Here is a 20,408-nt window from a genome sequence, read left to right as displayed (position 1 = left end):
AGCGGCGATCTTCCTCCGCTTCCCCCGGACGGATACCTGCTGGTGGTAGTGTCGGAACCCAGGAGGGTTCGGCATTCGGGCACGGCACGATCCATTCGGAAGGATTCCACCTCAGGAGGCAATGCGCTCCTGGTTCGCGCTGCTCGCGCTGCTCGCGCTGACGTGGATGACCGGCTGCGCCACCAGCGGTGCAGCAGGGCGACACTCCACGTTCCGAGATGAAGCGCTCCCTCCCGAATTCGCTCAGGGTGAGGGTGGCTCGGGCTTCTTGGGGAAGCGGGATGATTTCCAAGTCCTGCAGCAATCGGTGGCCCTGGAGGAGTCCTCCTGGCACGAGGCGGGAGAGGCGCTGGAAACCGATGACGCAAGAGAGCTGTGGAAGGCGCTGACGCGTACGCCGACAACCCTCCAAAGCTTCGGCCCACGCCGCACCCTCTTCTTCCTGTTGCGCGAGGTGCTCACTCGGGATGAGGACGTGCCTTATGCCGAGCTGCTCCAGCGCATCCGTCCCTTTCACCTCCTGGTGGTGATGCGGCCGGATGGCTACCTGGTTGGCGCCCTCACGGGAAAGCCCCTCCAGCGCATGGGCCGCGTCGAGCTGCGAGAGGGCCGGCTCATGGCGGGCACCTTCGAGGTAGGGGCCTTCTATCGGGACAAGGGCGGTGTCTTCTATCCCGTGGACGACTCTCTGCGCACGTCGGGGCCCCTGCTGGGAGAGCTGGGCCTGGAGCACGATGCGCTCAACGCGGCGCTCGATGGGGCGCAGGATGCGCTGGGCGAGCTGGGGCTGGCGCTGGCGCAGTTCTTCACCTCTCCCGTGAGAAGCATTCAGGGGCTGCAGCAACTGCCGTCCGCCGTGGCGGCCCTCATTGCGTCCTCGCCTGACTACTTCGCGCGCTACTCCGCGCTTCCGTTGCAGGAGCAAATCCGCGAGGCGGCCCGGTTGTCCACGCACCTGCTCATGCTCTACGGCAGCGCGGCCGGTACGGCGGCGAGAGTCGGTACGGCGGGAGCGAGACTGTCGGTGCTGTCACTCTCCGCTGAGGGAACACTGGCCGTCGAGAATGTGGTGGTGCCGGTGGGCACCACGGCCGTCGCGCTGGGAACAGGCGTCGGTGCCATCTATGTCCTCATGGCGCCGGGAAAATCTTCGGGTGAGGGTGGGCAGGACACCGGTGCCGAGAAGGAGGCGCGCGGCGGTTTCAAGTCCTTCACGGAGGGCAACTTCCGGGAGAACCTTGCGCGCCTGACGGGCCGCATGCCCAAGGAGGCGCACGCTCATCACGTGTTCCCTCAGCAACTCGCAAAGAGATTTCAGGAACTGGGGATCAACATCCACGATCCAAGGTTCGGCGCATGGTGGGATCAGTCCAGTCACCTCAAGAACGCAGCCGCATACACCAGGAAATGGGTGAAGTTCTTCGACGGCAAACCTACTTTTGAGCAGGCGCTTCAGTATGGAAGAGACCTGGCGGGCGAGTATGGGTTCCAAGTCAACTACTAGGGACTTCCCCGGTTTCGACAGGATCTTCCTCCTCGAGGAGCCGGGGAGCAGCAGGGCGTTCAGAGGCGACATCAACCTGAATACCGACGAAGTTTTTGGCGTGACGCGCGCTGAAATGCGGCCGTCCCACCCAGTCACAGTCGACTGGGTAATGGGGCGCGCCAAGCCAGTGGAAGTGATTCGTACGACGATGGGAACGCCGGTCATCATCGCGGATTCTGTCGTGCAACTCATGCGGTCGCACGGGTTCACTGGCTGGTCTCTCTACGATGTCTCCGTGCGAGACAAGCAGGGCCAGGTGATTCCGGGCTACAGCGGGCTGGCCTTCACGGGCCGGTGCGGAAACATCGACTACACTCGAAGCGTCGAGGTGCCTCGGATCTACCCGGCTGGCGTCTTCCCGGTGCGCAAGGGGCTGCTCTTTGATCCAGCTTCGTGGGATGGCTCCGACCTCTTCATGCCGGCGGAGTTCGTCGGGTGGAAGTTCGTGGTGGAAGAGGTGAAGACAGCGTTCGAGCGGGCGAAGGTCCGCAATGTCGAGTTCACGCCGCTGGATCAGGTCGAAGTCGACTGGCCCGTATGAGGACGAGCGCACAGGCGGCGCTCCATCACGTTCCTCCACGCGCGGCCAAGTCGATGAAGCCGCGGATCCAGATCAGGTTCACTGCGTGGCAGGAGGCTAGCGGAGTCCGTGTGGTCGTCTCCAGCGCGGCGGTGTAGGGCACTCCCTTGCGCGTGAAGTAGTCCGTGACGCTCCCATCATGGGACACGATGAGCCCATCCGCGTCCGTGTGGTTGTACTCGTCCACCTTCTGCTGGCGGATGACCGTCACGTGCGCGGCGGCCGCCTCCATCAGCGGCCGGTACGCCGCCGAGTCCCCAAACGTGTACGCGTACGTGGCGGCCATCCCCAGGTAGTTGTCCTGGTGGATGTCCAGCGCCGCGGCCGGAGGCGCGAAGCGATCGATGTCCGCTCGCACCGCCCGCGTCTCCTTGGGCCCGCCGTCGTAGAGGACCCAGCGCAGGAAGGACTCGCCCCGCGCCAGCTCGCCCTTCCACTGGCCCGGCGCCACCTCGTAGCGGAGGAAGTCATTGTTCGGCTTCTCCCCGCTGCGGTTGTAGCGCGTGCCCACCTCGAAGCCCGAGGGGTTGATGCACGGATAGACGCGCAGCCCCACGTCCCGGGCTCGCGCGTAGGCGACGATCTCCGCGAAGCTCTCCGCCAGCGTCAGCGGGCCCGCGGGCTCCTCTCCATGGAACCCCGAGGTGATGACCAGCCAGCGCGAGCCAGGCACCGTGAGCCGGAAGAGCGGGTATTCCTTCCCCGCCTCCGTCACCCGGCCGTACTCGGCCACATCCGCGAGGGGGGCATGCGACAGCAGGCGGCGAGCGTAATCCGTGTATTCCACGCACTGAACATAGTGCCGGAGCCTCTCGCGGCCACCTTCTCTCCCCCGCGCCGTTCAGTGCGGCACGGCTCGCCCTTCCCCGAAGGAGGCGAGCCGTTGGCGGACGACACTCAGTGGACGTCCATCTTCTCGCGGTACTCGGTGGCCAGCTGCTTGCGCTGCTCCGGAGTGAGGGCGCGGTGCACCTCCAGTGCGGCGTCCACCACCTGGTGGGCGAAGGCGCGCACCGCGTCGATGCGGGCGTCCACCAGCGAGTGCAGCCTCTGCGCGTCCGGGGTGTCCGACTCGAGCTGGGTGAGGACCTCCTGGCGCGTGGCCTGGTGCTCCTCGGCCAGCTGCTTGCCCTGCTCGAAGAGCCGGTCCTTCACCGCGTGCACCGTCTGCTTCTGCGCGTCCGTGGCGTTGAGGTCCTCCAGCTTGTCGTCCACCTTCCAGGTGATGAACTGCTTGATGCGCTCGGGGTCCCGGTGCCCACCCCAGCCGCCTCCTCGGAAGCCGCTGAGCAGGACGACGGCGAGGACGGCGGAGGCGGCAATGGCGATCTTCTTCATGGCGTGTTCTCCCGGTAGGGCCCTGGGGCCCGCAAAGTGGGCTTCGCCTTCGTGGCGACGGTGCAGAAGATGCCCGGGGCGCGTTGAGGGGGTTTTTCTCCCGCGTGAAGAAGTATGAAGCGCAGAGCCCGCGCCTGCCCCGCAGCCGAGCACCCGGGAGCGGCCGAGCGAGGGTGGGGAAGCGGGGGCATGGGTGTTACCTACCGGAGGAGGGAACTTCACAGAGCGGCGCCCAACCCAGGAAGTAAGCGCTTCCCCTTCCAACCCGGGCGTGGCATGAAACGTGCCCGAGGCCGATTTGCTGGCCTGGAAGCCTACCTGTCAGGCATCACTGGCGGGCCGCGTTTCGCGCCCCTATTGTTCGCTCGGTCTCTCGCTTACTACTCCGCCATGTCCTTTACCCATCTCCACCTGCATACCCTGTACTCCCTCCTGGATGGCGCCATCCGGATGAAGGACCTCATCAAGACGGTGAAGGAGAAGGGGATGTCGAGCGTGGCCGTGACCGATCACGGCAACATGTTCGCCACCATCGACTTCTACAAGAAGGCGAAGGACGCCGGCATCAAGCCCATCATCGGCATGGAGGCCTACGTCGCCGGCACCAAGGGCCGCGAGGACCGGACCGAGAAGGTGGCCCACCACCTCATCCTCGTCGCCCAGAACGCCGAGGGCTACGCCAACCTCCGCGTCCTGGCCTCCCGCGCGTACATGGACGGCTTCTACTACCACCCGCGCATCGACAAGAAGCTGCTGGCCGAGCACAGCAAGGGCCTGTTCGCGCTCACCGCGTGCCTGGGCGGTGAAGTCACCAGCGCCTGCTTCCGCGGGGACATGGATCACGCCCGCAAGGCGGCGCTCGAGTACAAGAACATCTTCGAGCCCGGCCACTTCTTCCTCGAGGTCCAGTCCAACGGCATGCCTGAGCAGGAAAAGGCCAACGAGAACCTCAAGACGCTCAGCCGGGACTTGGACATCCCCCTGTGCGCCACCGCGGACGCCCACTACATCAAGCGCGAGGACGCGCGGGCGCACGAGCTGCTCATGTGCATCGCCAGCGGCAAGACGCTGGCGGACGGCAAGCGCATGAAGCACTCCACGGACAAGCTCTACGTCACCAGCCCCCAGGAGATGCTGGAGTTCTTCAAGGACATCCCCGAGGCCGTCCACAACACCCAGCGCATCGCCGAGCAGTGCAACCTGGAGCTCAAGCTGGGCAAGCCCATGCTGCCCACCTTCAAGGTGCCCGACAGCCACACCCCGGACAGCTACATGGCGGAGCTGGCCTTCGAGGGGCTCCACGAGCGCTTCAAGGAGCTGCACAAGGCTGGCGCCAAGTTCGACCCGGACATCTACCGCGCCCGCCTCACCCTGGAGATTGGCGTCATCCAGAAGATGGGGTTCAGCGGCTACTTCCTCATCGTTCAGGACTTCATCAACTGGGCCAAGAAGGCCAACATCCCGGTGGGGCCGGGACGTGGCTCGGGCGCGGGCTCGCTCGTGGCGTACGCGCTGCGCATTACGGACCTCGATCCCATCCCGTACAACCTGCTCTTCGAGCGTTTCCTCAACCCCGAGCGCGTGTCGATGCCGGACTTCGATATCGACTTCTGCCAGGACCGCCGGGACGAGGTCATCAAGTACGTCTCGCACAAGTACGGCGAGAACAACGTCGGGCAGATCATCACCTTCGGCAGCTTGAAGGCCAAGAGCGTGCTGCGAGACGTGTGCCGCGTGTTCGGCCTGCCCTTCAGCGAGGGAGACCGCATCGCCAAGCTGGTCCCCGAGGTGCTCAACATCACCCTCAAGGAGGCCATCGACACCGAGCCCCGCCTCAAGGAGATGATCGAGAAGCCCACGAACATCGGCGAAGTCGAGGGCAAGCCCGTCACCACCAAGGACGTGCTGGAGATCGCCCTCGCGCTGGAGGGCCTGCACCGCCAGCCTGGCATGCACGCCGCCGGTGTCGTCATCGCCGACAAGCCGCTGTGGGAGTTCGTCCCCGTCTACCAGCCGCCCGGTGAGAAGACGCTCATCACCCAGTTCGCCAAGGACGAGGTCGAGGCCGCCGGCCTGGTGAAGTTCGACTTCCTCGGGCTCAAGACGCTCACGGTGATCCAGAACGCGTTGGATCTGATCAACCGCAACCATCGCGACAAGTTCAAGGACAAGCCCCTCGAGCGGCAGGACATCCCCCTGGTCGACGACAAGATGTGGGAGCTGATGGCCAACGGCGACACGGCCGGCGTCTTCCAGATGGAGTCCAGCGGCTTCACCGAAATGGTGATGAAGCTCAAGCCGTCGTGCTTCGAGGACGTCATCGCCGCGGGCGCGCTCTACCGGCCGGGTCCGCTGGACTCGGGCATGGTGGACGTCTTCATCAACCGCAAGCACGGCCGCGAGCCGGTGGTGTACCCGCACCCCTTGCTGGAGCCGGTGCTCAAGGACACCTACGGCGTCATCGTGTACCAGGAGCAGGTGATGCAGATCTCGCAAGTGCTCGGGGGTTACACCCTGGGCCGCGCGGACCTGCTGCGCCGCGCCATGGGCAAGAAGAAGGCCGAGGTCATGCAGGCCGAGCGCGCCGGCTTCCTCGAGGGCTGCAAGAAGAACAACGTCGATCTGAAGGTGGCCGGCGAGATCTTCGATCTGATGGAGAAGTTCGCCGAGTACGGCTTCAACAAGAGCCACTCGGCCGCCTACGGCCTGGTCACCATCCACACGGCGTGGCTCAAGGCGCACTACAAAGTCGAGTTCATGGCCGCCCTTCTCACCAGCGAGAAGGACAACACTGACAAGGTGGTGCGGCACATCGGCGAGGCCCGCGAGTCGGGCACCCAGGTGCTGCCGCCGGACGTGAACCAGTCGGACATGGCCTTCGGCGCGGTGGACGGGAAGATCCGCTTCGGCCTGGGCGCCATCAAGGGCGTGGGCGAGGGCGCCATCGAGGCCATCGTCGAGGCGCGCAAGGAGGGTTCCTTCAAGGGCCTGTTCGACTTCTGCGAGCGCGTGGACAGCCGGCGCGTGAACCGCAAGGTGCTGGAGGCGCTGGTGAAGGCCGGCGCGTTCGACTTCGAGAAGCGCCCGCGGCGCCAGCTCTTCGAGACCATCGAGAAGGCGATGAACCGCGGCTCGTCCAGCCAGAAGGACAAGGCGGCTGGGCAGAGCTCGCTGTTCGGGATGCTGGCGGGGCCGGCCTCGGGAGGCGCCAGCGCCGCGCTCAAGGACGAGTTCGCGCCGGTGGAGGAGTGGCCGGAGAAGGAGCGGCTGGCCTTCGAGAAGGAGGCCATTGGCTTCTACGTGTCCGGCCACCCGCTGCACCAGTACGAGAAGGAGCTGAAGCGCTACGCCCGGCCGGTGACGTCGGTGCAGCGCGCCCGGCGCGACGAGAAGATCTCGGTGGGCGGCATCGTCGCGGCGATGCGCGAGCGGCCCACGAAGACGGGCAAGCGCATGGCGTGGGTGACGCTGGAGGACTTGTCCGGCTCCATCGAGCTGGTGTGCTTCCCGGGCAAGGACGGCACGCGCTCGGTGATGGGCAAGGACGGCAAGTGGACCAAGGCGGGCCCCAAGCCGGGCTACGAGCACTGGGAGACGCTGCTCAAGGGGGATGACCCCATCCTGGTGTCGGGCACGGTGCAGATCAGCCAGCGGGACGAGGACGCGCCCGTGGCCGAGCTCATCGTCGAGGACATCCAGAGCCTGAAGGCGGTGCGCGAGAAGCGCACGAAGCGGCTGGAGCTGCGCGTGCCAGCGGATCTGGTCACCGATGAGCGGATGTCGAAGCTGGCGGCGATCGCCAAGCAGTACACGGGCGCCACGCCGGTGGCGGTGAGCGTGCTGTTCCCCGGTGAGGCCGAGGCGCTCATCGGCGGCACAGCGCTCAAGGTGCAGGTGAGCGACGAGCTGCTGCTCGCGGTGGACAAGCTCTTCGGCATGAAGGTGGTCGAGCTGGGGTAAGGTGCCGCCCGCAAGGGAGGGCACCGCATGACCGCGGCTTACCAGTCACTGCGCATCGAGAAGGCGGACGGCGTCGCCGAGATCGTTCTCATGGGTCCCAGCAAGGGCAACGCCCTGGGGCCTGACTTCTGGCGCGAGATGCCGGACGTCCTCCGGGAGCTCGACGCCGACGAGTCCGTGCGTGTGCTCCTGCTGCGCGGCGAGGGCACGCACTTCACCTACGGCCTGGACATCGCGGCGATGCTGGAGACGCTCGGGCCGCTCATCACCGGCGACAACAACGCCGCCTTCGAGCGCACGAAGCTGCTCCAGCTCATCCAGCGGATGCAGAGCGCCACCGAGGGGCTCGCCCGCTGCCGCAAGCCCGTGCTCGCGGCGGTGCAGGGCTGGTGCATCGGCGGCGGCATCGATCTCATCGCCGCGTGTGACTTCCGGTACTGCTCGCGCGAGGCGAAGTTCAGCCTCCGCGAGGCGCGGGTCGGCATCGTCGCGGACCTGGGAGCGCTCCAGCGGCTGCCGCGCATCATCGGCGAGGGCCACACCCGCGAGCTGGCCTACACGGCCGGTGATTTCGACTCGGAGCGGGCGCTGCGGATGGGGCTCGTCAACGAGGTGTTCGAGTCCCCCGAGGCGCTGCTCGCCGCGGCGCGAGCCACGGCTCGGAAGATCGCCGAGAACCCACCGCTCGTGGTCCAGGGCGCCAAGCAGGTGATGGAGTACTGCGCGGACAAGTCCATCGAGGACGGGCTGCGCTACGTGGCCGTGTGGAACTCGGCCTTCTTGCAGTCTCACGATCTGACCGAGGCGTTCTCGGCCTTCATGGAGCGGCGGTCTCCGCGCTTCCAGGGGAGATGAGTCATGGCTGATGGAGTGTTCAAGGACGGGCTGCTCGCCGGCAAGGTGGCCTTCGTCACCGGCGGCAGCAGCGGCATCAACCTCGGCATCGCCGAGCGCTTCGTGAAGGCCGGCGCCAAGGTCGTCATCAACGGCCGCAACGTGGAGAAGCTCGAGGGCGCGGTGAAGGGACTTCAGGCCCACGGCACCGCCATGGGCGTGCCCGCGGACGTGCGCGACTACGCCTCCGTGGAGAAGGCCTTCCAGGCGGCGCGCGAGGCGTACGGAGAGATCGACATCCTGGTGTGCGGCGCGGCGGGCAACTTCCCGGCGCCCGCGCTGGGCATGTCCTCCAATGGCTTCAAGGCGGTGCTGGACATTGACGTGCTGGGTACCTTCAACGCGTGCCGGGCGGGCTTCGAGCACCTGCGCAAGCCGGGCGCCGCCGTGATCAACATCTCCGCGCCGCAGGCCTACCTGCCCACGGCGATGCAAGCGCACGTGTGCGCGGCGAAGGCCGGCGTGGACATGCTCACGCGCGTGCTGGCCATCGAGTGGGGTGGGGCAGGGGTCCGCATCAACTCCATCTCCCCAGGCCCCATCGACGACACCGAGGGCATGAAGCGGCTGGCGCCCTCGGACGACGCGAGAGAGAAGATCGTCCAGCACCTGCCGCTGCAGCGCATGGGGGCCAAGGCGGACATCTCCAACCTGGCGCTCTTCCTCGCCTCGGACGCGGCGTCCTACATCACCGGCTCGGTGATGGTGTGCGATGGCGGTTGGTCGCTCCTGGGCTCGGGGGTGATCATGCAAGCGATTGGGAGCTGAAGGTAAAGCCACTCACGGACGCGAGCGGCCAGAAAGTTCCCAACGCCTCCCTATAGCCAACCGGCGCCCCTCACCCGGAGAATCCGCATGCGCTTCGCTCTTCGTTCCGCTCTCGCGTTCTCCTGCTACGAGGCCGCAACCGGGGCCTGGGCCTGCGACGTGTCCGCCGCGGCCAACACCAACGTGCGCGACACCAGCACGAGCATCGACAAACCCGCGCGCTGAGCGGCGCGCACCCCCTGGGCTCCGGTAATCGCCCGGGCCAGTGGACGATCGCCAGCCAGCTCAATGGGGGCACGGGGGTGGCTCCTCCGGGTATCTGGGGTCTGGTAGAACCAGTCCGGGCTTTGCGCAGTGGGCTCCCGCCGTGGAGCGCCGTGCGCCCTCCGGAGTTGTTCATGTTACGTCCTTCGTTCTCACTCTCCCGGCTGCTCGGGCTGAGTGCGCTGTGGTTCGGGCTGCTCGTGGGGTGTGGTGGGGGAGGAGGACCGAAGCCGCCTCCTTCCTCTCAGCCGCCGGCGGTGAAGCTGACCTTTCTGGCGACGAGCCTCTCCGCGACGGCTGGCGAGGCCCTGTCGCCCGAGATCGAGGTGGCCATTCAGGACGAACTCGGGCGCACCGTCGCCAGCGCGTCGAATGAAGTTTCGCTCCAGCTCGGCCCGGGGCCCGTCTCCGCGCTGGAGGGCACGCTCACCGTCCAGGCTGTCCAGGGAGTGGCGCGGTTCCCTGGGGTGGTGCTGCGGCAGGCCGGGGTTGGCTACACGCTGAAGGCCACGTCGAGCGGCCTGGCCGATGCGATCAGCCCCACCTTCGAGGTGGCTCCCGCCCCACCGAGGGTGCTCGTGCTGGCACTGCCCACCTCGGCGACGGCGGGGAGTGTGATGAACGCCGGGGTGACGATCCGCGACTCCCTCGGCAACGTGGCGACCCACTATCGGGGCACCGTGCACTTCACCTCGATGGACCCGCAGGCCACCCTGCCCGCGGACTACACCTTCACCCCGGCGGATGAGGGCCGCCACTCCTTCGACGTGGTGCTGAGGACCGCTGCGAGCTCCCAGCAGATCACCGTGGCGGATACGGCTGTTGCTTCGCTGAGCGCCACGCTGAGTCTACAGATCGCCGCTGCTCCTCCGGCCCAGGCTCGGTTCAGCACGCAGCCGACGAATGGCCGGGTGCGGACCGCGCTCCCCTCCGTGCGGGTGGAGCTGGTGGATGCGTTCGGCAACCGGGCTCCTGTCTCCAGTCCTCCCGTGGCGATTTTGCTCAAGGGCGGCAACCCCGCCTCTGTGCTCAGCGGGGCCGTGTCCGTCAGTCCAGTCGATGGGATCGCCACCTTCTCGGAGCTCTCCCTGGATCAGGAGGGCAGTGGCTTCCAGCTCACGGCGACCGCGGGCGCTCTCGCTCCGGCGGACAGCGCTGGCTTCAACGTCATCGATGACATACCCCCGGCGGTGGTGGCACTCACGAGCACGGGCCAGGATGCCCACAGCATCTCCCTGGCGTGGACCGACGTAGGCGATGACGGAAGCCTGGGCACGGCGGCCCGCTATGAGCTTCGCTATTCGACTCGCCCCATCACCGGGCAGGCCGACTTCGACGCGGCAACGGTGGCGGCCACTGGAACGCCGAACGCTCCCGGAAGCGTGGAGTCCTTCACCGTGACCGGGCTCGAGATCGCCACTTCGTACTTCTTCGCCCTCCGGGTGTGGGATCAGGCGGGCAACGTGAGTGGCCTCCAGGCGCTGCCGTTCTCGACCTACAATCCCTGCGCCGGAGTGAGCTGCGAGGTGCCGCAGCCCACCTGCGCGGCGGATGGTGTCACGCGCGTCACCTTCACCTCCGCGTGCGTGCTCGTGGACGAGCTGCCCTCGTGCCGGGACACGGAGTCGAGATCGACGTGTCCCGGCACAGACGGGGTCTGCTTCGCGGCGACCTGTGGCACCGCCTCCCCACCCGAGCCGGGCGAGCTGCTCGTCACCGAGCTGATGCACAACCCGTCCTCGAACACGACCCCGTATGTCGAGCTGCACAACCCCACGCAGAAGCTCCTGAACCTCACGGGTGTTCAGCTCGAGAACGAGCAGGGAGTCGACTTCCACAGCTTCCCCGTGACTTCGCCGTACCCGGGAGGGGCGGTGCTCATCCCTCCGGGCGGATGGTTCGTCATCGCACAGGTCGGCGAGTTCGACGCCAATGGAGGCGTTCCGGTCGACTACGCCCTGGGGAGCAACTTCGAGCTGAACCCGGCGGGGCACCTCCGCCTGCGCGCACCGTCAGGAGCGCTGATCGAGGACTTCACCTGGTCGAGCAGCTTCCCGCAGACCCTGGGACGCTCCATGAACCTGTCGGCCACGGTGGCGGACACCCAGGCCAACAAGCACTCCTGGTACTGGTGCGACTCGAGCGACAACGTGAGGCTGCTCGGAGGAGACTCGGGCACTCCGGGGCAACCCAACGAGACGTGCGGACTGAACGCGGCCTCGACGCTGCAATTCTGCAACATCCAGTACCCGCCCACACGGGCTACGTGGGGAGCGTGGCGCCGGATCTCCAGTACGCCCAGCCCATCCCCTCCACCGGAGGCAACGTCCGGATTGGTCAGGGAGCGATGGGCCCAGGCATCGTGGATTCCTCCGCGGTGGACAACCTGGGCTGGGGCTCGGCGCTGGCTCCCGAGGGAGACGCCGCTCCCGTGGCGGGTGCCGCCGGCAGCCTGGAGCGCAAGGCGGCCCTCCAGTCCACGGCTGGAACGATGGAGGGCGGAGTGGATGTCATGCATGGCAATGGCATCGACTCGGACTGGAACGCGGATGACTTCGTGATCCGCACGGTCCGCGGGCCTCAGAACAGCGCCAGCCTCCCAGAGGCGCCGTAGCTCACGTGCCGCAGGCCTTCAGGAGAAGGACGGTGACCGGGCTGCTCGCGTGAATGACAGATGCGCCGGGCGGGCCTTTCACAAGCCATGGTGCTGGAGCGTCCTCTCGTCAGGACCTGTCTGGCGCCCATGCTCTGCGAACTCTGTCTCTCCGAACATGACGAGGACGCGCTGTGCAGCAACGTGTTCTGGGAGCCCTTGGAGGAAGACCCGCTCACGGAGCACCACGACGCCCGGCCTCTTCCCGAGCTCGCTCCTCCGCCGGACATGGTGGGGCAGACGCTCGGGAACTACCGGCTGGTGCGCCGGCTGGGCGCCGGTGGCATGGGCACGGTGTACCTGGCCGAGCAGACCGTCATCCAGGCCCGCGTGGCGCTGAAGGTGCTGCACCCCCACCTGTCCCGGGACGAGAGCGTGCGCGCGCGCTTCCACGCCGAGGCGCGCACGGTCAACCTGATCAGACACCCCAACCTCGTGCGCATCTTCGACATCTGCGAGGCGCCTGGAGGGCTTCATTACCTCGTCATGGAGTATCTGGAGGGCCGCTCCCTCTCCCAGTTTCGACGGCCCATGGAGCCCTCGTTCCTCATCCCCCTGCTGGCCCAGGCGTGTGAGGCGCTGGACGCCGCGCACCGCGCCGGGGTGGTGCACCGTGATCTCAAGCCGGACAACCTGCTGGTGGTGCAGCGCGAGGGAGAGGCCCCGCAGCTGAAGGTGCTGGACTTTGGCGTGGCCAAGGCCCGCGGGATGCTCCTGGACGCCCACCAGACGGCGGTGGGAATGGTGCTGGGCACCCCGGCCTATATGGCTCCAGAACAGTGGATGGGAAAGGCCGTGGACGGACGGGCGGACCTCTTCTCCCTGGGAGTGACGGGCTACCGGCTGCTCACGGGCCAGCTGCCCTTCCGCCGGGAACAACTGGCGGAGCGCGCCCTCGCGGGGCGCTGGGTGAGCCCCGTGCCTCCGCACGAGCTCAACCCACGCGTCCCCAAGGCCCTCTCCAGGGTCCTGCTCCGGACCATGGCCTGGAGGCCCGAGGAGCGCTTCGCGACGGCGCTCGAGTTCAAGCGAGCCCTCCTGAAGGTGCCCATGGCTCCTCGGGCGCTGGGCCTGAGCGCACCGGATCCTGCGCCCTCCCCGCCCCGCAGCACGCCGGTGTCCGCCCAGACTTTCGCGCTGCGGCCCCGCCGGGCCCCGCCCATGGTCCCCGCGCCCGCGCCCACGACAGGCTGGGTGGCGCGCGTGCGCCGCCGCAACGGCGCGGACACGGTGGAGGTGCAGTGCACGGATCTGAGCCGCGGCGGCCTCTTCATGTGTTGCGAGGAGCCCTTCCCCCGCCTCTTCACTCGGCTCGAGTTCTCCCTGCTCCTGGAGGGCCAGTCCGTGGAGTGTGTGGGCGAGGTGGTGCGGCATGTGGACCCGGCCCAAGCACGCGTCTGGGACATGCGTCCTGGCGTGGGCGTCCAGTTCGTCAATCCTTCCCCTCTGCTCCGCGCGCTTCTCCAGAAGGCAACGGGTCTTCATCCACAACCGTGAGGCTCACGAGGCTGAAGCAGGGTGGGAACCGGCCCTCACTGGGCGTTCAGTGGCTGCCAACCGGGCCCGGAACCTGCTGCTCCTGAGCGCGTCTCGCACTAGCTTTCGGCGCGACCATCTCCCAGGAGCCACCTCCGTGCCTGCCACTCCCGATGCCGCACGCCTCGTCACCTGCCCGCCGGATGACTTCCGCCGCGCCAGTGAAGCCGCTCTGACCACCGCGCGCTCCGGCATCGAGCGCCTCAAGTCCCTGCCTGCTCCTCGCAAGCCTCGGGAGGCCCTTGAGATCTACGACGAGGCCACCGCCGTCCTCTCGGATGCCAGCGCCCGCGCCAGCGTCGCTCGCCACAGCCACCCGGACGAGGCCATGCGCCAGGCCGCAGAGTCCTCCGAGCAGGAGCTGGAGAAGCTCGCCACGGAGATCTCCCTCGACCGAGGCGTGTATGACGTCATCGCCTCATTGGAGGTCTCCGGCGAGGACGCGCCGACCCGGAAGTGGGTGGAGAAGCTGCTGCGCGACTTCCGGCGCGCGGGCGTGGACCGCGACGAGGCCTCTCGCGCCCGGGTGAAGGAGCTTCAGGAGGAGCTGGTCCGCATTGGCCAGGAGTTTGATCGCAACATCCGCCAGGATGTGCGCACCGTGGAGCTGCCGCCCTCCGCGCTCGACGGCCTGCCCGCGGACTACGTGCGCGCTCACCCCCCCGGTCCGGACGGCAAGGTGCGCATCACCACGGACTATCCGGATCTCGTCCCCTTCATGACGTACGCGAAGGAGGCCTCGGCGCGGGAGAAGCTCTGGCGCACCAACCGCATGCGCGCCTTCCCCAGCAATGTCGAGATCCTCAAGCGGCTCCTGGAGCGCCGCCACGAGCTGGCCACGCTGCTCGGCTACGCCAACTGGGCCGCCTACGCCACCGAAGACAAGATGATCCGCAGCGAGCGCAACGCCGCGGACTTCATCGAGAAGATCGCCTCCGCCTCCACCGAGCGCAGCCGCCACGACTACCAGGTGCTGCTGGAGCGCAAGCGCAAGGACACCCCGAGCGCCACGCGCGTTGATCCGTGGGACCAGGCGTACCTGGAGGACCGCGTGAAGGCCGAGCAGTACAGCTTCGACTCGCAGGCGGTGCGCCCGTACTTCGAATACACGCGGGTGAAGCAGGGCGTGCTGGACATCACCTCGCGCATCTTCGGCGTGAGCTACCGCCGCGTGCCGGACGCGCCCGTGTGGCACCCGGACGTGGAGGCGTATGACGTGCTCCAGGGCTCGACGCCGGTGGGGCGCTTCTACCTGGACATGCACCCACGCGCGGACAAGTACAAGCACGCGGCCCAGTTCACCCTGGCCACCGGCAAGAAAGAGCGCCGGCTGCCCGAGGCGGTGCTGATGTGCAACTTCCCCAAGCCCGGCGCCGAGCCCGCGCTCATGCAGCACCATGACGTGGAGACCTTCTTCCACGAGTTCGGCCACCTGCTGCACCACCTCTTCGGCGGGCACACGCCCTGGGCGGGGCTGTCCGGCGTGCGCACCGAGTGGGACTTCGTCGAGGCGCCCTCGCAGATGCTGGAGGAGTGGGCGCGGGACGTGGGCTCGCTGCAGACCTTCGCCAGGCACTACCAGAGCAACGAGCCGCTGCCCGCGGACGTCATCGAGCGCATGAAGCGCGCGGACGAGTTCGGCAAGGGCGTCTGGGTGCGCCAGCAGATGTTCTACGCGGCGCTCAGCCTGGAGCTGTACCGGCGCGATCCGAAGAGCCTGGAGCCGCTGGCCGTGGTGCGCGAGCTCCAGAGCAAGTACACGCCCTTCCCCTACGTGGAGGGCACGTACTTCCACCTGTCCTTCGGACACCTGGATGGGTACTCGGCCATCTACTACACCTATATGTGGTCGCTGGTCATCGCGAAGGATCTGTTCACGGTGTTCCAGGACAAGGGGCTGCTCAACCCCGAGCCCGCGCAGGCCTACCGCCGCGCCGTGCTGGAGCCGGGCGGCTCGAAGGACGCGGTGCTGCTGGTGAAGGACTTCCTCGGCCGCGACTACGACTTCCGCGCCTACGAGCAGTGGCTCAACGCGGGAGCAGGCGCCACGGCGTAGGCGGAGTCTCGGAGCATCCGCTCCGCCAGCCGCGTCGCCTCTCGCTCGCCCGCCGAGTACCATGCCCACTCTTCTCTCTGGGAGCCATGGGCATGGACCGGCGGAACCGTCAGGAGCGATGGTCGCACTCGGGATTCTTCGCGCTGCGCACGCCGCTGCTCCCCGCGGAGACTCTCTGGGCCTGGGGCGAGGGCCTCGAGGCCCCAGCCGTGTGGGAGCAGCCGGAGCGGCTCGAGGCGGCGCTGGCGAGGGATGGGGCGCTGGTGCGTGAGCGCCTGGGGGCGCTGGTGGCGCGCCCCGAGGTCCGGGAGGCGTTGTTCCTCGGCGCTCCCGAGCTCGAGGCGTCCCTGGAGGTGTGGCGCCAGTCGCCGCTCAGCCCTCGGGGCCAGCGCATCGAACGGAGCCTGGTGCGCTATGTCGCCCGCATGGCCGGCCGTGCCACCCCAATGGGGCTCTTCGCGGGCGTCTCCACGGGGAGCCTCGGGCCACGGACTCGGCTGCGGCTGGGCGCGCCGGAGGGCCACCGCCGCCACACCCGGCTCGGGAGGGCCTACCTGGACGCGCTCACCGGCACCCTGGCGCGCGAGCCCGCCCTTCGGCAGGTGCTGCTCTACCACCCCAACTCCAGCCTCTTCCGGAGCGGGGGGCGCATCTTCTACTCCGAGGCTCCCGCTGGCCCGGAGCAGCCCTGGCGCTCGGCGTCGGTGGAGGAGACGGACTACCTGCGCCTCACCCTGGAGCGCGCGGCCTCGGGGGCCCGCCTCGGGGAGCTGGCGGCGGCGCTCGTGGGGGAGGAGGTCTCGCTCGAGGAGGCCCGCGCCTACGTCGAGGAGCTGGTGGATGCGCAGCTCCTCGTCCCGGCGCTGGCGCCTCCGCTGACCGGGCCCGAGCCCCTCGAAGCGCTCGTGGCCACACTCCGCGAGCATGGGCAGCCGGCCCTCGCCGAGCCACTGGCGCGGGCGCAGCAGGCCCTGGCCGCGCTCGATGCGGAGGGGCTCGGCCAGCCGCCCTCGCGCTACCGGGACATCGCCCAGCAACTGCCGCACACGCCCGGACTCGCGGGGCTGTTCAGCGTGGACCTGTACAAGCCCGCCCCGGAGCTGACGCTGGGGGAGCCCGTCATCGCCGAGATCCTCCGCGGTGTGGAGGTGCTGCACCGGCTCCAGACGCCCGGGCCGGACAAGCTCTGGACGGAGTTCCGGCAGGCCTTTGAAGCGCGTTACGGCAGCCGCGAAGTGCCCCTCGTGGAGGCGCTCAACGAGGTGGGCTTCGACCGGATGCCTCCCGCCGGCAGCGCGGCGGCGCCCTGGCTCGAGGGCGTCCCCCTGCGAGCCGCGAAGCCGGACCGGCTCGTGTATTGGGGCGCCACCCAGGATCTGCTCCTGCGCAAGCTGCAGGCGGCCTGGGAGAGCGGGGCCATGGAGGTCTCGCTCGACTTGGAGGAGCTGCGCGGCTGGGACACCCAGGCGCTCCGCCCCCTTCCGGACGCCTGGTCCGCCATGGCCACCCTCGTCGCGCCCTCGGAGGAGGCGCTCTCCCGAGGGGAGTTCCAGGTCCACCTGGCCATCACGGCGGGGCCTCCGGGCGTGCGCCAGCTCACGCGCTTCTGCCACCTGGACGACTCGCTGCGCCAGCACGTGGAGCGGCACCTGCGCGCCGAGGAGGCGCTGCGGCCCGGCGCGCTCTTCGTCGACATCGTGCATGCGCCCAAGGGCCCGCTGCGCACCTCGGACATCGTCCACCACTCCAGGCTGCGCGAGCACGAGCTGCCCTTCCTCGGGCGCTCGGGGGCCCCTGCCGAGCGGCAGCTCCCCGTGGAGGATCTGTTGCTCTCGGTACGGGGGGGCCGGTGCGTCCTGCGCTCGCGCCGCCTGGGCGTCGAGGTGTGCCCGCGGCTGGCCCACGCGGACAACTTCAAGCGAGACAGCCAGGCCGTGTACCGCTTCCTCTGCGAATACCAGGCGGAGGGTTCCTTTCCCTGGCTCTTCCCGAACCTGATGCCCTTCTCCGACGCGCGCTTCCTGCCGCGGCTGGTCTCCGGCCGTGCCGTGCTGCTGCCGGCCACCTGGCGCCTCCAGCGCGAGGAGCTCGCGACGCTCGGGGGCCGCACGAGCGCGGAGCGGTTCGTGGCCGTGCAGCGGCTGCGGCGCCAGCGGCGGTTGCCGCGGTTCATCGTGCTCTCCGAGGTGGGCAGCGCGGAGCTGGCGCTACCGGTGGATCTCGACCATGCGTTGAGCGTGGAGAGCTTCGCCCAGCGGGTGAGAGCCCGCGAGCAGGTGGTCGTGCGAGAGCTGTTCCTGGGGCCTGAGTCCCTCTGTGTCTCGGGCCCCGAGGGGCACTTCGGCCACGAGGTGGTGGTGCCCTTCGTCCGGGAGGTGCCCGTGGAAGGGCAGGCGCGGGAGCACGCCGCCCGCTCCCGCGCCGTGGCCTTCCGCCAGAGCCTGCCGGGCGAGGAGTGGCTCCAGGCGCGGCTGTACGGAGGCGCCCGCTGGGGAGATGAGCTGGTGCGCACGGGGGTGCTCCCCGTGGTGAGGGAGGCGCTGCGCTCGGGCGCGGCGGATCGCTGGTTCTTCTCGCGGGAGGGCCGGCTGGACTGGCACCTGCGCGTGTTCCTGCACGGGGCTCCTCAGCGGCTGCTGCGCGAGACGGTGCCCGCGCTCCGGGAAGCGGTGGCGCGCGAGATCGCCGCGGGCCGGCTCTCCGGGCTGTCGCTGCACCCCTATGAGCGCGACGAGCGGGCCCTGGGGGGAGCGGAGGCGGCTCGTGTGGCCGAGCAGGTGTTCCAGGCGGACAGTGAGGCCGTCGCCGATCTCCTGGAGCTGCTCCCGGGAGAGGAGGGCTTGGAGCTGCGGTGGTGGGCGGGCCTGCTGGGGGTGGACCTGTTGCTGACGGACTTCGGGGTGGAGGTGCGGCAGAGGGAGGCGCTCGTCGCGAACCTCCGTGACCGCTTGTCCCGGGCGCTGCAAGCCGACCGCCGAGCTCCCGCGCTCAGCCGCCTGTACCGGCAGCGCGCCCCCGTCCTCGAGGCGCTGTTGGGCGAAGGGCCCGGGGCAGACGCACCGCTCTCCGCGGCCCTGGAGCGCTTGCGGCAGCGCTCGCGGCAGTTCGTCTCGGCCGCTGCCGAGCTTCGGGCGCTGGAGCAGCAAGGCCGCCTCACCGGCACGCTCGCCGAGCTGCTCCCCTCGTGGGTCCAGCAACACCTCCGCCGGCTGCTCCGAGCGGCCCAGCCCACCGACGAGCTGATCCTCTACGAGTTCCTGGCCCGCCATTACCGCTCGCGGCGGGCTCGCGAGGCCGCCTCCTCAGTCCCCAGGAGCGTGACATGAAGCCCTCCCCTGGAGCCTCCCCCGAGGCCGCTCCCCTGCGTGCGGAGCGCGTCCTGTCCGGGCATACGCAAGGCGTCCTGTCCGTGGCCTTTCAAGCGCGAGGCTCGGTGTTGGCCTCCTCGGGAGAGGATCGGACGGTGCGGCTGTGGCGGGTGGACTCGGGTGAGCCCGTGGCCACCTGGGCTGATCATTCAGAGCCCGTGGTGTGCGTGGCCTTCTCGCCGGAGGGCGCGCTGCTGGCCTCGGCCAGCGCGGACGGGACGGTCCAGCTCCGTGAGGTGCCCTCGGGCCGGCTCGTCCACGGCCTGCGAGGCCACACGGAGGCGGTGGTGTCCGTCGCCTTCCACCCGAGCGGCAGGCTCCTGGCCACAGGGAGTGCGGACCACACGGCGCGGCTGTGGCGGGTGGACTCGGGGGAGTGTGTCCAGGTGCTGCGTGGCCATGCCGGCACGGTCCGCTGCGTGGCCTTCAGCCCGGACGGGGCCTGGCTCGCCTCGGGCGGCTTCGACAAGTCCATCCGCCTCTGGGAGGGGGACTCGGGAGCTGCCGGGCGCGTGCTGACGGGCCATGCCCACTGGGTCTTCCCGGTCGCTTTCAGTCCGGATGGGCGGTGGCTGGGCTCGGGCAGCGCCGATAAGACGGTGCGGTTGTGGGAGGTGGCCTCGGGCGCGGAGCTCCAGGTGCTGCAGGGGCATACCCGCGAGGTCTTCTCGCTCGCCTTCCACCCCGCGGGGGAGCTTCTCGCCACGGCGGGGTATGACCAGACGGTGCGGCTGTGGGAGCTGCCCTCGGGGCGCGAGCGCTGCTGCCTGCCAGACCATGAGGAGTGTGTGGAGTCCGTGGCCTTCAACTCGGATGGGAGCCTGCTGGCCTCAGCGGGCTACGACCATCAGGTGCGGCTGTGGAGCGTGCAGCCTCGGGCCTCTTGAGCGGCGCGAGGAACTGCCGGGAGACTCGAGGACTCCCGGCAGAGGCACTCCCGGTGCGACGACGACTACTGGGCCGCTACGGGAGGGCAGCTGGCGGACGCGTTGCAGCTGTCAATGGCGGTGCGGCTGTAGCCACAGCAGGCCGGAACGGGAACCGGGCTCACGACAGCTCCACCGCGAACCTGATCCAGCTTCTCGTCGGCGAGAACCTTGAGAGTCTCCTTCTTGAGCTGCAGCTTCTTCATGAGAACCTCCATTGGGGGGGGGACTACACTGGGGGTGAGGGCGGCACTATACAAATGGGTTTGCTCGCCGGGCAAACCGGGCGCCGAGCCCACGGCTCCTCGGGTTCTCTGTTGACCGATGAACGGTGGGGCTCACCGAAGCTGGGCGGCTACCAACTGGGCGTAGACGCCCTGACGGGCCAGGAGCTGCTCGTGCGTTCCGGCCTCGACGACCCGGCCCTCCTTCAGCGTGAGGATGAGGTCCGCCCCGACCACCGTGCTCAGCCGGTGCGCGATGACGATGCGCGTACACGACAGGCGGGACAGGGAGCGT

15 protein-coding genes are annotated in these 20,408 nt (G+C 68.7%); 11 read left to right on the top strand and 4 right to left on the bottom strand.

The features are described 5' to 3' along the window. The first annotated feature begins 121 nt into the window (after window positions 1-121). Window positions 122-1,504: a hypothetical protein gene (locus ACJ8AT_RS14240; protein ID WP_407738261.1), complete on the top strand. Its 1,383-nt coding sequence runs from the start codon at window positions 122-124 to the stop codon at window positions 1,502-1,504. A 277-nt stretch (window positions 1,505-1,781) separates the two neighbouring features. Further along, window positions 1,782-2,087 carry a hypothetical protein gene (locus ACJ8AT_RS14235; protein WP_407738260.1) on the top strand — a complete coding sequence of 102 codons (306 nt, stop codon included), beginning with the start codon at window positions 1,782-1,784 and terminating at the stop codon, window positions 2,085-2,087. A 25-nt stretch (window positions 2,088-2,112) separates the two neighbouring features. Here the strand turns inward: ACJ8AT_RS14235 and ACJ8AT_RS14230 are convergent, their stop codons facing one another. After that, window positions 2,113-2,913: a M14 family zinc carboxypeptidase gene (locus tag ACJ8AT_RS14230; protein ID WP_407738259.1), complete on the bottom strand. Its 801-nt coding sequence runs from the start codon at window positions 2,911-2,913 to the stop codon at window positions 2,113-2,115. Window positions 2,914-3,023: 110 nt separating this feature from the next. Then, window positions 3,024-3,464: a Spy/CpxP family protein refolding chaperone gene (locus ACJ8AT_RS14225; protein WP_407738258.1), complete on the bottom strand. Its 441-nt coding sequence runs from the start codon at window positions 3,462-3,464 to the stop codon at window positions 3,024-3,026. Between the two features lie 390 nt (window positions 3,465-3,854). Between ACJ8AT_RS14225 and dnaE the strand changes: the two genes are divergently transcribed. The 9 genes from dnaE (at window position 3,855) to ACJ8AT_RS14180 (ending at window position 19,850) form a co-directional block, all read left to right on the top strand. Next, a complete protein-coding gene (gene dnaE / locus ACJ8AT_RS14220; protein ID WP_407738257.1) occupies window positions 3,855-7,424 on the top strand; it encodes a DNA polymerase III subunit alpha in 3,570 nt (1,189 codons plus the stop codon). A gap of 27 nt (window positions 7,425-7,451) precedes the next feature. Continuing rightward, window positions 7,452-8,279: a crotonase/enoyl-CoA hydratase family protein gene (locus tag ACJ8AT_RS14215; protein ID WP_407738256.1), complete on the top strand. Its 828-nt coding sequence runs from the start codon at window positions 7,452-7,454 to the stop codon at window positions 8,277-8,279. A 3-nt stretch (window positions 8,280-8,282) separates the two neighbouring features. Beyond that, on the top strand, window positions 8,283-9,086 hold the full coding sequence (locus ACJ8AT_RS14210) for an SDR family oxidoreductase (RefSeq protein ID WP_407738255.1): 804 nt from the start codon (window positions 8,283-8,285) through the stop codon (window positions 9,084-9,086). An 87-nt stretch (window positions 9,087-9,173) separates the two neighbouring features. Beyond that, window positions 9,174-9,311, top strand: a complete 138-nt coding sequence (locus ACJ8AT_RS14205; protein WP_407738254.1) for a hypothetical protein — start codon at window positions 9,174-9,176, stop codon at window positions 9,309-9,311. A 173-nt stretch (window positions 9,312-9,484) separates the two neighbouring features. Then, window positions 9,485-11,911 carry a lamin tail domain-containing protein gene (locus ACJ8AT_RS14200; protein WP_407738253.1) on the top strand — a complete coding sequence of 809 codons (2,427 nt, stop codon included), beginning with the start codon at window positions 9,485-9,487 and terminating at the stop codon, window positions 11,909-11,911. Between the two features lie 182 nt (window positions 11,912-12,093). After that, window positions 12,094-13,500, top strand: a complete 1,407-nt coding sequence (locus ACJ8AT_RS14195; RefSeq protein WP_407738252.1) for a protein kinase domain-containing protein — start codon at window positions 12,094-12,096, stop codon at window positions 13,498-13,500. A 136-nt stretch (window positions 13,501-13,636) separates the two neighbouring features. Then, window positions 13,637-15,595 carry a M3 family metallopeptidase gene (locus tag ACJ8AT_RS14190; protein ID WP_407738251.1) on the top strand — a complete coding sequence of 653 codons (1,959 nt, stop codon included), beginning with the start codon at window positions 13,637-13,639 and terminating at the stop codon, window positions 15,593-15,595. A gap of 92 nt (window positions 15,596-15,687) precedes the next feature. Continuing rightward, window positions 15,688-18,921 carry a lantibiotic dehydratase gene (locus tag ACJ8AT_RS14185; RefSeq protein ID WP_407738250.1) on the top strand — a complete coding sequence of 1,078 codons (3,234 nt, stop codon included), beginning with the start codon at window positions 15,688-15,690 and terminating at the stop codon, window positions 18,919-18,921. Beyond that, window positions 18,918-19,850 carry a WD40 repeat domain-containing protein gene (locus tag ACJ8AT_RS14180; protein ID WP_407738249.1) on the top strand — a complete coding sequence of 311 codons (933 nt, stop codon included), beginning with the start codon at window positions 18,918-18,920 and terminating at the stop codon, window positions 19,848-19,850. Before ACJ8AT_RS14185 ends, ACJ8AT_RS14180 begins: the two co-directional genes overlap by 4 nt. Window positions 19,851-19,915: 65 nt before the next feature. Here ACJ8AT_RS14180 and ACJ8AT_RS14175 read toward each other — a convergent pair whose 3' ends face one another. Together ACJ8AT_RS14175 and ACJ8AT_RS14170 are read right to left on the bottom strand one after the other, a co-directional pair. After that, window positions 19,916-20,095 carry a class I lanthipeptide gene (locus ACJ8AT_RS14175; RefSeq protein WP_407738248.1) on the bottom strand — a complete coding sequence of 60 codons (180 nt, stop codon included), beginning with the start codon at window positions 20,093-20,095 and terminating at the stop codon, window positions 19,916-19,918. Between the two features lie 132 nt (window positions 20,096-20,227). Further along, a partial coding sequence (locus ACJ8AT_RS14170) for a hypothetical protein (protein ID WP_407738247.1) occupies window positions 20,228-20,408 on the bottom strand: 181 nt, incomplete at its 5' end.

The sequence above is a fragment of the Hyalangium sp. genome, assembly GCF_045802625.1.
Classification (GTDB): domain Bacteria; phylum Myxococcota; class Myxococcia; order Myxococcales; family Myxococcaceae; genus Hyalangium.
This window is presented reverse-complemented; position numbering and strand designations above follow the sequence as displayed.